Genomic DNA, 12,562 nt, shown 5'->3' with positions numbered 1-12,562 from the left:
TCTATCGAACTGTAAATGAAGTCATAGTGTGGTGGTCATCATTTACCGAGATGTTATGAAAGTTAATCGTATAGGTCTTGTTATCTCCGTTTATGAAGTCGTATTCTCCATACCCCTGGTAGGCATATTTCCCGTCAATAGTAACATGTGCATTTTTGAATTTATGTCGTGAATCGTTGATTAGAATAAGCGTGGAATCGAGGGGGTCCATTTCAGCATCTTCATGGATGTTGATAATACCATCGTTTAGAATAATGTTGGCATCGGCAACTTCCAGATTTGATACCTCGCTGGCTTTAATGGTTTTCGATTCCATATCGTATACAGCAAGCGGGGCAATAAAATCGAGAGAGTCCTGCCGGCGGTCTGTCGACACAAAACGGTTGCCTTCTGAACCACTGGCTCCCATATATATGTCATTGTCATCCATATTCCATGAGAATTCAGTGATGTAGGCAATATAGCGGTTATCTGTAAATTCCACTATATTACCAATATCTCTTGATCTGAAACGGCCCTGTCTTTCTTCAAAATCCAGCCGGGCAGCAAGATTATTGGTTTTAAATGAAACGCCTTCCATATCTTCACCACCAATAAGGTTGAAATCAGCACTATCAGCCATCAGGGCATGGTGTGTTAAATCCATCTTGTCGGATATCAGGTTGGCGGTAGGCATATATAATTTTCCTTTGGCTTGCAAACCATTCGGGGTATAAGTTAAATCACCTTCAAGAGAAGTCTCTTGCCGGAAAATGTTAAAATGATCGTCAATTTGTTTGGCAAGGAGCTTATCTTCATCCGGCAGATAATTGATCTGTACATTTTCCCCCTGTACATCCGGATATTCAACTCCGGTGGTTTGAGGCTCAATATTAAAGCTATGTGCTATCCCTTTTGTTTCATCGGGCAAAAAGGTAAATTCTTTTGATTCGGAAGAAGTATTCCGGTAATCGAGCCGACCTTCGCCTTTAAGCCCCTTGTTACTTAAATCGATGTTATGTGTAAAGGTAGCCTTGTTTTGATAGACAGGGTAGCCTTCGGGCGGCGACTGCTTAACAAAACCAAGAGAATAATCATTTCTTACCACAAGCTGGTCTTCAATGACAGGGAATATGTTGCTTTTCAGCTTTCCGCTAAAGACAATGTTTTTACGGTTGAGTTCGTTCAGACTGTCTATTTCAAATGGGTCCAGTTCAAAATAAAAGTTTTCCTTATTATAAGCCCCATTTTGGATATCAGGTCGGTCATAATACACGTACGAATTTTTATTACTGACCAGCACCGGGAAATGCGGGTAATCTATCAAACCCGATTTGTTATTGGCGGTATCAATCTTCAAATATCCGGAAAGTCCGGCAATTGTATTATCAATTGGCCGAAGCATTGGCCGACCATACTCATCCAGTTTGTCACTGCCAATATTCATACGCATAGAGTCTATGGTTGTCATATCGATACGGAAATTGTCATAGGAGAAGAAAAATCCGTCTCCGAAGAGCTCAATCATCCCTGCAAGAATGTGACCGTTAAAACTAAAATTTCGGTTGTACTTAAGGGTTATTTGCTGGTTTCTTGGCCGGAAAACAACATTCTGATGATCGCTGATGGATATGCTTTCAACTCCGTTCAGGGCCAGATCATAATTTCTCAGGTCGAAACGGGCATTTGGCGTGTTTCCTGGTGTTACCGATTTAAAACGAATGACATCGTAGTCCTTTTTACCCATCCTGAACTGAATATAGTCAGTAAGCCTCTCTTGTACCCTTATCGTATCTGTATTCGGATTATAGTCGACAAATCCGTGAAACGATAATTGAAGCACTTGCTGCCGTACCTGGCTCAGGGGCATGTTCAGGAAACGGGCATACTGCTCCGCCGTGAAAGGCTGCTGATTATTATTGTAAAAACAGTTTCGCAGCCCGAATAACGGGTGCACGGCATCCATCCCTTGCAGTTTATTGAAAAAGGATTCACGGTAATATTTCAGCGATTCAAAAAATGAATAATTATTCGCCGATCCTGGAAGCATGCGCAATTCCATATAATTGGAAGAACGGTTCCAGTAAAGCACTTCTGAATCAATACTAACTTTGTGATAAGTATCGAAGAAGGGACTCTTAGAGATGCCTTCCCCGCTCCGAATAAGATATAGTTCTTCACTGGGAACCATGTATTTAAATTCCAGTCCCGGATGATGAATCTGCCCTGTATCGAGATAAATGGTTGTTTCGGTTTTGCGGCTCAATATTTCATCTTCGCGGAGTGAGAAAACAAGCGATTTTGCACTGATAAACAGTTTGTCATTTCTGTAAATACTTATGGTAGCCGGGTTTTCATTGGTTCCTGAACCAAGAAATTTCGCACCTTGCTGTGAAAAACCTCCCTTGTAATGAATGTCCGGATGGATGTTATTGATTTGGAAAAACTGTTCGTATGATGTAAAGCGGGGGTAATTGCTGACTGAAGGTTCAGGGATAAACATTACTTTGTGTTTTAAATCTCCTTTAAGCGGGCTGTTAAAATAATATGTGTTGTAAAAAGTAACATTATTAATGGTAAAGTCGGATGCGTTCATGTCAATAGTGTACTCATCAAAAGTTGCATAAACCTTGTTTTCCGGGAATCCACTTCTTTCCCATGTTATTTTACCCGATTTTCCGTACCACATCCCGGAAAGGATATTTAATTCTCCGCCGGTATTGAAAACCTCGATGCTGTCGTTTCTGGCATGACAGGCCAGTTTTGTCGATTCAATTTCCAGATAAAGGGTATCTTCCGAGAATCTGAATGTATAATTCGGGTTTCTTGAGTACCAATCGGTGCCTGAAGTGCTGAAGATTTTACATTCATCAATTATACCTTTGGTTGTTTTCAGCAGTGCAACAAAGTGGCGCGTATAATACCGTGGTTGATTCAATAATGTAACGGCAGCCTCTTTCCAGACCAGAAAATTCCGGCCGGTCTGGTCGTTTTCAACAAAGGACTGCATCGTGGTGAGAAACAAATGGTAATCGGGGAAAGCTCTTGCCTTTTTTTCGTATAACAGGTCTGATATTTCGATAATTGTTTCTTTGACTTCTTCGGGAGTCGAGGGTGACTGCCAGAATTCTTCAAATTGGTCCAAAAAGTCGTCGGCTCTTTTACGTTCTGATGAAGCTTTGAAAATGGTTTCTATTTTTTCAAAATATCCTGCCTGACCTGCAGGGGAGAAATATTTTTCCTGAGCTCCGGAGGAAAAATTAAGTATTAAAGAAAAGAAAACAAGCAAAACAAAACGGTATTTGTCACGTGGAATTGTCTGGAGGAAGTTGTAAAATTGCTTCATTTTTTAATAACAATAGACCGGACTCACCGATAAACTTTTACTTTTTTCTATACGATACAGCCACCCAATTGTTCTGTTCTTTTGTCAAAAGATGTTTCCACTTCAGCGACCGGGCTATATTATCAATTTTTTCAAAATCCTCTTTGTAGAAACCACTCAAAAGCACATATCCGTTGTTTTTCAGTGCATGGTTGTAGTGGGGCATATCTTCCATCAGAATATTCCTGTTAATATTTGCCAAAATGATGTTATAGGAAGATTTTGTTTTGAGAAGCGAAGCGTCCCCTAATTCGCTCAACCAGGCAATCAGTATCTCACATGCTACAGTATCCACAGGCTGAACGCGGATGGTCGTTTTGATATAACTCATCAGTATAAAATTGGTTTAAGTTGGTTGCCGAATGGAACTTGCATGCAATAAATTATCAAGTCTTTATTTAGTGCCTGTCTATAAAGTCGGGAAAAGTTGTATCAAATCATTTGTGAGTCCAGTCTAAAAAGCATCTTTGTTGCCAAACTCGTTGTTGTTTTGAATTTTTGCATCCTCATTAACAACAAGTTAACTCCGGTACAAAAATTTAAAACGCCTTGATTTTGACAAAAATATGCTTTTTATACTGCACTCATGTGTCTGTTCAGAAAGTGTCATTTGCAAGGCTTGCGAAGTCCGAAAATACTGAATTTACTTATCGTAAATGAGTAATTTTCGGATAAGCGTAACACAGTAAATGGCACTTTCTGAACAGACACTATTTACTGTCTGTCTAAAAAGCGGCAATAATACCACGGAAATCATCGGCTTTCAGAGAAGCCCCGCCAATAAGTCCGCCGTCCACATCAGGATTGGCAAACAACTCTTTGGCATTGGACGGCTTACAGCTTCCGCCGTAAAGAACAGATATCTCATCAGCTACTTCCTGTCCGTATTTCCCGGCCAGGGTTTTGCGTATGAAAGCATGCATTTCCTGAGCCTGTTCCGGTGTTGCTGTTTTTCCGGTTCCGATGGCCCATACAGGTTCATAAGCGATAATCATCTTTTTAAAGTCATTGGCCGACAGATGGAACAATGATTCTTCGAGTTGAGATTTTACTATCTCAAAATGTTTGTTGGCTTCTCTTTCTTCCAAAACTTCTCCAATGCAAAAAATTGGTGTTAAACCGTTTTTCAAAGCAAGATCGGTTTTGGTCTTTAGCATGGCATTATCCTCATGATAGTAAGCCCTTCTTTCGCTGTGTCCGAGGATGACATACTCTGCTCCTGTTGATTTTACCATTTCGGCAGATACTTCACCTGTATAGGCACCCGATTCGTGATCGGCACAGTTTTGAGCAGAAACCCCTATCAATTCCGGGTCAACTATTTTGCAAACTTCGCTCAGGTGAATAAAAGGAGTTCCAATAATTACTCTGCAATTGGGTTTTTCAGCATGCAAGGCTTTTTGGAGTTCTTTGGCCAGTTCGACTCCCTCCTGGAGGGTTTTGTTCATTTTCCAGTTTCCGGCTACAATGTTTTGTCTCATTGGTTTTTATTGTTTTATTGTTTTACTTGGTTTTAATATAAACAAGGCCAGCAGAACAAGCAATACTGCATGGCCGAAAATTAGTAAATTGTCTTTCTTGTCTTTTTGTTGAGTCAAAGCATAACTTAATGGTTGTTCAATCTCCCGGGCAGGAGGGAGGTCATTGTAATGCCATTTGCCTGCCACTGTTCCGTCTATAATCAGCAATAATCCCGGATTTGAACGGATAATAGTTTTCAGGTTGGTTTGGTCTCCCTGAAGAAATTCAAAGTTGGTTTTATAAAGCGCATTTATTTTTTCAGCATCATCCAGGGTTGAAGAGGTTACCACATAAAAATCCGAATTGGTTTCTCTGGCAGTTTGCTGTATCTCGGCTAATTGGATGGCTGTTTTTTCTTTGAGTTCAGTGATTGAAGGGGAGATAACAAGAAAAAGTGGTTTCCCCGTTTCCATCAGACGGTCGGTGATATTGCCCTCTTCGGGATGTTGCAGAACGAAATCGTAAATGGGGGGCCGATAGCCTTCACTAACAAGTTTTGTCTTACTTTCGATAAATGTCCATGTAGTGTCTTCATACGGATAATTATCTTCGGTAAATTCTTTTCTAACGCCTTCTTTTTCCAGAATGAAAGTGGTTTTATATTCAGGCTGGGGGGCATCCTCTGGAATTTTCATCCCGGAAGGAATGTGGCTTCCTATTGCGTACGGTCTGAAATCGAGCAGTGGCAGGTGACGCAGGCTGTAGAAAGCAATGCCTGATATATAAATCAGTATTAACGTTGAGAAAAGTCGTTGAATATTAATAGAATAAGGGGATGTCAGCTCATTTCTTTTCCAGAATAAATAAGTAGCAAATACCAAAATGACAATGTTTTTCCAGAATGTCTGCCAGTTGGTTAGCTTAATGGCATCGCCAAAGCACCCACAATCCGAAACAGGATTGAAAATGGCAAGTACAAGAGTAAGTAAAGTGAAGAATATCATGAAAATAAATGAAATAATGGCGGTTTTTCGCGGAAAAACATTAAAAAAGAGCAGAATGCCAATCGTAAATTCCAGCGAAGCCAGTGCAATACTGAAGGGCATGTTTAACGGCATGAGCCATTCCATGTGAAATGCCTGGAAATAATCGTGAAATTTTACAGCTCCGCCTACCGGGTCTACTGCTTTAACAAATCCCGAGAATATGAAAATAGCTCCCACAAAAATACGGCTGAAGAATCGTAATACCTTCCACATTTTTATGTTGTTTTTTAAGTTTGCATAGATTTACAATATATCAACAGTTTTTTAGATATTAACTTTGAGTGCAGTATAAAAAGCCTTCAAACTGCTGATTTTTACCATTTTTATCCCAGACCCCTAAAGGGGAACTGCTAAAAATCAGCAGTTTGAAAAAGTCCCCTTTAGGGGATTGAGGGGTCAAAAGGCTTTTTAGACTGCACTCATACATTTTCATCCTCCGGAAATTCAAGTTTAATAAGGCCAAAAACCGCATAATTTATGATGTCCATGTAGTTGGCATCTATCCCTTCCGATACCAGGGTTTTTCCCTGGTTATTCTCGATTTGCTTGGTTCGGTATATCTTCATAAGAATCAGGTCGGTAAAAGAGCTGATGCGCATATTCCGCCAGGCTTCGTCATAATCGTGGTTCTTATCTGCCATCAGATTTTTGGCCTTGTAAATATGTTTATTGTAAAGTTCTAAGGCTTCTTCGGAATTCATTGAAGGATGCTCACAAGGCCCCAATTCAAGTTGAATAAGGGCCATTGTTGCATAATTAACGATTCCGATGAACTCGGAACGAATATCATCCTTAATTTTGGAAGTACCTTTTGTTTCAATGCTTCTGATGCGCCGGGCCTTGATTAAAATCTGGTCGGTCATGGAACTGGGACGAAGAATACGCCATGCCGTTCCATAGTCTTTCATCTTTTTTTCGAAAACATCACGGCACAGTTTTATGACATGCTCATATTGTTGGTCTGTTTTTTCTGCCATATTGTTATTTTGAGGGGTAAAAATACAAAAAAGCGGTGGAACATACCGGCATTATCCGTGATTTTTACCGATATTTCCGGCGTTGATTTGCCGTTAATTGTAAAAGCTTACCGAAGTGTTACCTTTGAAAACATTCTTTTTTTAGCTTTTTTTGTTTACGAATTGACCTGTTTTTAGAAATACGAAAATGAAGAATTTTGAAGTTGAAGACAGATTTTTAACGCCTGCACTTTCAATTAATTGCCGGGGCAGGCTTGTTGATCTGTCTGAACCTGTGGTGATGGGAATCGTCAATGTAACTCCCGATAGTTTTTATGAGGGCAGCAGAGTAACCTCTTTAGATAAGGTGTTGGCGCGCGTGGAACAAATTCTGGATGAAGGGGGCAGGATGGTAGATATCGGCGCCTGTTCAACCCGTCCCGGAGCAGACGATGTATCAGAAGAAGAAGAGGGGAACAGACTCTGGCCGGTTTTAAAAGCCATTCGCAATCGCTGGCCGGACATTCTGCTCTCTGTTGATACCTTTCGTGGGAAAATTGCGCAAAAAGCAGTGAATGATTACGGGGTGGATATCATAAACGATATATCGGCCGGAATGTTGGATGCCTCGATGTTTGAAATCGTGGCCGGGCTGAATGTTCCGTATGTATTGATGCACATGAAAGGGACGCCCGGGAATATGCAAAACAATCCGGTTTACAGCGACGTAACAGGGGAAGTTATTTTGTTCCTGGCCGAAAAAGTTGATCAGCTGAGGGCACTTGGAGTTTCCGATATTATTATTGATCCCGGATTTGGTTTCGGGAAAAATATTGAGCATAATTTCAGGTTGCTGAACGAACTTGAACAATTCAAGATGTTTGAGTTTCCTTTGTTGGTGGGATTGTCCCGTAAGTCAATGATTTACAAACATCTGGATGGTACTCCCGATAATTCTCTCAATGGCACAACGGTGCTGAATACGCTGGCATTGAGCCGCGGAGCTAATATTTTGAGGGTGCATGATGTGAAAGAAGCCGTAGAATGTGTTAAATTAGTGTCAAAAACTATAAAGCGGGATTTGTATGACATTTCTTGAGATACGGTTTATTGATCTTGTGGATATTTTTCTCGTAGCCTATCTGATGTTCAGACTTTATAAGCTGATAAAAGGAACGGTTGCGCTCAATATTTTCATTGGTATTTTCGCGTTTATTGTTTTCTGGCTATTGATTAAGTCATTAAACATGGAGTTGTCTTCAACCATTCTCGATAATTTCGTGAATGTTGGTGTTTTGGCTATTATCGTTGTTTTTCAGCAGGAAATAAGACGATTTTTACTGTTGCTCGGCAGCCGGTACAATTTACATAATAATTTTTCTTTTGAGCGTTTTTTTGAAAACAAATCGGCAGGAATGATGAATATTTACATAAAGCCCGTTGTACAGGCCTGTGAGGATTTTGCCCGTTCCAAGACCGGCGCATTAATAGTTATCACCAAGAATTCGGAGTTGCTTGATTTTGTGCATACCGGAGAACTACTTAACGCTGTTATTTCAAGGCGGTTGATAGAATCCATTTTTTTTAAAAACAATCCTTTACACGATGGTGCGGTAATCATTAACCGAAACAAAATAAAGGCGGCCGGTTGTATTTTGCCTGTATCGCAGAACATGGAAATGCCCAAGCGTTTCGGTCTGCGCCACAGGGCAGGTATGGGTATCACTGAGTCAACCGATGCCGTTGCCATTGTTGTGTCGGAAGAGCGTGGCCGAATCAGTTTTTTTCAGAATGGCAGAGGGGAGTATAATATAACAGTCGAAGATTTGGAAAAACGTCTCGAGGCTGCCGGATTAACTCGTTAATTAGCGCTCGTCTATAAACCCGCAAAAATTTTTACAAAATGTGTGTCTGTTCAAAGAGTGCCAGTTGCAATGCCTGCCCCGATATGATAGAGGCTTGCTAAAATGCAAAAACGGAGTCCCGGCTGTGCTTTTTGTTGGTTTTAAAAAAACTTACAAAAGCTACTTCGGGATGACTACTTTGGTGGTAAGTGTAACACAACAAATAGTACTTTATGGACAGACCTAATTAAGCTTGTATGATTGATTCATTAATTTCCGGAGTACCGGGATATAAAGAAGGATGGCTTTTGTCGTTAGGTACAATGCAGTACTTTCAGTTAATCGTTATTCTGGTTTTATTGATTGCAGGGTGGTTGCTTACCCGGCCCGGTCAGATAAAAGGCGATACCAATTTTAAGCGCATTCTGTTCAGAACACTTTTTTGGGTTGTCCGGGCTTTTCTTATCATTGGTCTTTCTATATGGACTCTGAGTGTAGTGGGACTGAATATTCGTGAGTTTTTTGGGACACCTGTTGTAACAATTGCCGGAGAAGTCCCGATTTCGCCATATTTTGTTTTGACATTTGTTTTAGGTGTCTATTTTCTCGTAATTTTCAATAAATTTATTAAACATCTGATTGCCAGGGCGGCAGAGAGCTTGAAATTCGATCGGAGTATCGGGCGCCAGCTGCATCGTTTTGCCATGCTTTTGTTATTTGTTCTGATTGGAAACATCTGGTTGAAGCTGGCAGGGACTTTTATTCTTGATTTTTTTAATAATCAGCTTTTTTCAGTTAATGAAGCCAATATTACCATTGGCACCATTATTTATGCCTTACTTATTCTTTATGGTGTTTCTATAGCTATCAGTATTATTGAGATTATTTATACGCGTCATATTTTGTCCAGGGGACTTGATATGGGGCAATCTAAAACAGTGTTTCAACTTTTGAAATATGTTCTTTGGGTTATTGCAATTATTTTGCTTTTAGATTCCATCGGCATTAATATTACTGTTTTGGTTGCCAGTTCTGCTGCTTTATTGGTAGGACTGGGCTTTGGTATTCAGGGACTTTTTAATGATTACATTTCCGGGTTGGTTGTATTGTTTGAAGGATTGATAAAAGTTGGAGATGTGGTTGAAATTGAATCCGAATTAGTTGGGCGTGTTATGGATGTTGGGTTGAGAACTTCAAAAATTTTAACCCGTGACAATATTATAATGATTGTTCCAAACCATAACTTTGTAAGTGAGAGAGTTATTAACTGGAGCTATAATGAACCCAAAACCCGTTTTCATGTTGATGTTGGTGTGGCATACGGCTCTGATGTTCGTTTGGTGGAAAAATTGCTGATTGAAAGTGCCCTTGAGCAGAATGAAGTGATCCCTGATCCGGCTCCTTTCGTGCTCTTTAGAGATTTTGGAAATTCATCTTTAGATTTTAGAGTATATTTTTGGGTCGAAGAGGTTTTTTATGTAGAGTTATTGAAAAGCAAAATTCGCTTTTCAATAGACGAGAAGTTTAGGGCCAATAAGATTCAGATACCATTTCCACAGCGCGATCTGCATTTGAAGAGCGGATGGGAACAACTGAATACGAATCGATAAAATTTGATGCATGAATATTGCCATAAGTGGAATTTCAGGCCTGATAGGAAGTGCTCTTTCGGAACGTCTGCTGAATAGAGGTGATTGTGTGCCTATCGCGCACCGATTTTCAACGGGGCGAAGAGCATCTGACGGAAAAACTCGATGGTGTTATTTTACTTACCCGGATATCCATTTTGCTTTTTAGCCAACTTATTGTAAACTAAAAAAAAGGGACAGAATCTCAGAATGAGTCTGTCCCTTAATATTATTTCTGTTTTACTAAGTCCACTCCTGAATGATTTTTTCCAATTGTATTGGCCCAGATGTTTTAAACTCTAATTAACAACGGGTTAACTTCGAATCTAAAGTTCCCTGCGTCTTCACTTTTACGAAATAAGCTCATTCAGAGCAGACGTTTTATTCAGTTCGTGAATCTCGCAAATTTGATTTCAGTTCTCAACCTCTTCAAGTTGGGGGCCGGCTGCTATAAGGGCCTTGCCTTCATCATTGTCTGTATATTTTTTGAAGTTTTTGATGAACTTGGCTGCCAGATCTTTCGCTTTCTCTTCCCATTTCTTTGGGTCATCATAAGTGTCACGCGGGTCAAGAATATTCGGGTTAACATTTTCAAGCGAAGTGGGAACTTCCAGATTAAAGATCGGAATCGTTTTTGTTTCGGCCTTTTCAATAGAACCGTCGAGTATCCGGTCAATAATGGCTCTGGTATCCTTGATAGAGATGCGTTTCCCGGTGCCGTTCCATCCGGTATTTACCAGATATGCGTCTGCCCCTGCCGCTTCCATTCTCTTCACGAGTTCTTCACCATACTTGGTTGGATGAAGTGAGAGAAATGCCTCACCAAAACAGGCTGAGAAAGTAGGAACAGGTGTTGTAATTCCACGTTCGGTTCCTGCAAGTTTGGCTGTAAAACCTGAAAGGAAGTGATACTTGGTCTGTTCAGGTGTCAGTTTCGATACCGGAGGCATAACACCAAAAGCATCGGCAGTCAGGAAAATTACCTTCTTGGCATGGCCCGCTTTTGATACAGGTTTTACTATGTTCTTAATGTGGTAGATCGGATAGGAAACCCTTGTATTTTCTGTTTTTGAGGAATCGGAAAAATCAATTTTGCCGTTTTCGTCAATAACTACATTTTCTAACAGAGCATCCCGCTTGATGGCGTTATAGATATCGGGTTCAGCTTCTTTGTCGAGATTGATGGTTTTAGCATAACATCCGCCTTCGAAATTGAAGACGCCGTCATCATCCCATCCATGCTCGTCATCACCGATAAGGGCCCGTTTTGGGTCGGTAGACAAGGTTGTTTTACCGGTTCCAGACAGTCCGAAGAAAATAGCCGTATCTCCGTCTTTTCCCACGTTAGCTGAACAGTGCATGGAAGCCATTCCCTGGAGAGGGAGATAATAATTCATCATGGCGAACATTCCTTTTTTCATCTCTCCACCATACCATGTACCACCTATTACGTGCATTTTTTCTGTTAGATTAAAAACAGTAAATACCTCAGAATTAAGGCCATGCTCTTTCCACTTTGGGTTCACTGTTTTTGAAGCGTTCAATGAAACAAAGTCGGGCTCACCAAAATTCTCCAGTTCTTCCTGAGTGGGACGGATAAACATGTTTTTGACAAAATGGGCCTGCCAGGCAACTTCCATGATGAAACGAATTTTCATTCGCGTATCGGGATTGGCACCACAGAAGGTGTCCATTACGTAAAGTTTCTTGCCCGAAAGCTGCTTCACGGCCAATTCCTTCAATTCTTTCCAGACCTCCGGAGTCGTTGGTTTATTGTCGTTGGGGGCATGTTCAGATGTCCACCATATTGTGTCCTTCGTGGTCTCATCTTTAACAATGAATTTGTCCTTGGGCGACCGGCCTGTAAAAATACCTGTGTCAACTGCAACGGCTCCCAGATCCGTAACGATCCCCTTTTCATAACCTTCCAGGTCGGGACGGGTTTCTTCTTTAAACAACTCTTCATACGAGGGGTTGTGAACAATTTCTTTCACATCCGTTATCCCGTATTTACTCAAATCCAAATTCTGCATGTTTTTTGTGTTTTAATTATTAGTAAATAAATTTTGAGTGATTACAATATTTCATCCGTATAAAATTAGTCTAAGTTATTGGTCTGATGCAACTTATTATGCTTTAATTGATTTTAGATTCTTCGCTCCGCTCAGAATGACAGACTGTCTAATGTCATTCTGAGGAGGTAACGACGAAGAATCTGTTACCTGTTTTTGGTTTCTTAGATGATTAGAGGTTAATTATACAT

The 12,562-nt window shown here is 40.5% G+C and carries 11 protein-coding genes; 4 read left to right on the top strand and 7 right to left on the bottom strand.

Annotation, left to right across the window (positions count from 1 at the left end):
- Position 1: 1 nt before the first annotated feature.
- The 6 genes from ATH1_RS0113460 to ATH1_RS0113440 form a co-directional block, all read right to left on the bottom strand.
- On the bottom strand, positions 2–3,325 hold the full coding sequence (locus ATH1_RS0113460; RefSeq protein ID WP_010422653.1) for a hypothetical protein: 3,324 nt from the start codon (positions 3,323–3,325) through the stop codon (positions 2–4).
- A gap of 37 nt (positions 3,326–3,362) precedes the next feature.
- Positions 3,363–3,695 carry a 50S ribosomal protein L11 methyltransferase gene (locus tag ATH1_RS0113455; protein ID WP_010422651.1) on the bottom strand — a complete coding sequence of 111 codons (333 nt, stop codon included), beginning with the start codon at positions 3,693–3,695 and terminating at the stop codon, positions 3,363–3,365.
- A 394-nt stretch (positions 3,696–4,089) separates the two neighbouring features.
- Positions 4,090–4,845 carry a triose-phosphate isomerase gene (gene tpiA, locus ATH1_RS0113450; RefSeq protein ID WP_010422649.1) on the bottom strand — a complete coding sequence of 252 codons (756 nt, stop codon included), beginning with the start codon at positions 4,843–4,845 and terminating at the stop codon, positions 4,090–4,092.
- A 6-nt stretch (positions 4,846–4,851) separates the two neighbouring features.
- Positions 4,852–6,084 carry a BT_3928 family protein gene (locus ATH1_RS0113445; protein WP_010422648.1) on the bottom strand — a complete coding sequence of 411 codons (1,233 nt, stop codon included), beginning with the start codon at positions 6,082–6,084 and terminating at the stop codon, positions 4,852–4,854.
- Positions 6,085–6,142: 58 nt separating this feature from the next.
- A complete protein-coding gene (locus ATH1_RS22810; RefSeq protein WP_425358288.1) occupies positions 6,143–6,343 on the bottom strand; it encodes a hypothetical protein in 201 nt (66 codons plus the stop codon).
- Positions 6,291–6,848 carry a DUF1599 domain-containing protein gene (locus ATH1_RS0113440; protein WP_029164123.1) on the bottom strand — a complete coding sequence of 186 codons (558 nt, stop codon included), beginning with the start codon at positions 6,846–6,848 and terminating at the stop codon, positions 6,291–6,293. Before ATH1_RS0113440 ends, ATH1_RS22810 begins: the two co-directional genes overlap by 53 nt.
- A 187-nt stretch (positions 6,849–7,035) precedes the next feature.
- Here ATH1_RS0113440 and folP point away from each other — a divergent pair, with 187 nt between their 5' ends.
- From folP to ATH1_RS21490, 4 genes are all read left to right on the top strand, one after another.
- Positions 7,036–7,926 (top strand): dihydropteroate synthase, encoded by an 891-nt coding sequence (gene folP, locus ATH1_RS0113430; RefSeq protein ID WP_010422645.1) that lies wholly within the window; start codon positions 7,036–7,038, stop codon positions 7,924–7,926.
- A complete protein-coding gene (gene cdaA, locus ATH1_RS0113425; protein ID WP_010422644.1) occupies positions 7,913–8,692 on the top strand; it encodes a diadenylate cyclase CdaA in 780 nt (259 codons plus the stop codon). The genes folP and cdaA overlap by 14 nt, the downstream gene beginning before the upstream one ends.
- A gap of 236 nt (positions 8,693–8,928) precedes the next feature.
- The gene (locus ATH1_RS0113420; protein WP_010422643.1) at positions 8,929–10,281 is read left to right on the top strand and encodes a mechanosensitive ion channel family protein; all 1,353 of its coding nucleotides are present in this window, start codon (positions 8,929–8,931) and stop codon (positions 10,279–10,281) included.
- A gap of 10 nt (positions 10,282–10,291) precedes the next feature.
- Complete coding sequence (locus ATH1_RS21490) at positions 10,292–10,468, top strand: NAD-dependent epimerase/dehydratase family protein (RefSeq protein ID WP_156062765.1); 177 nt, start codon at positions 10,292–10,294, stop codon at positions 10,466–10,468.
- Positions 10,469–10,712: 244 nt separating this feature from the next.
- Here ATH1_RS21490 and pckA read toward each other — a convergent pair whose 3' ends face one another.
- Positions 10,713–12,332, bottom strand: a complete 1,620-nt coding sequence (gene pckA, locus ATH1_RS0113415) for a phosphoenolpyruvate carboxykinase (ATP) (RefSeq protein ID WP_010422640.1) — start codon at positions 12,330–12,332, stop codon at positions 10,713–10,715.
- Between the last annotated feature and the right edge of the window lie 230 nt (positions 12,333–12,562).

Source organism: Anaerophaga thermohalophila DSM 12881, assembly GCF_000191885.1.
In the GTDB taxonomy this organism is placed as follows: Bacteria; Bacteroidota; Bacteroidia; order Bacteroidales; family Marinilabiliaceae; genus Anaerophaga; species Anaerophaga thermohalophila.
This window is presented reverse-complemented; position numbering and strand designations above follow the sequence as displayed.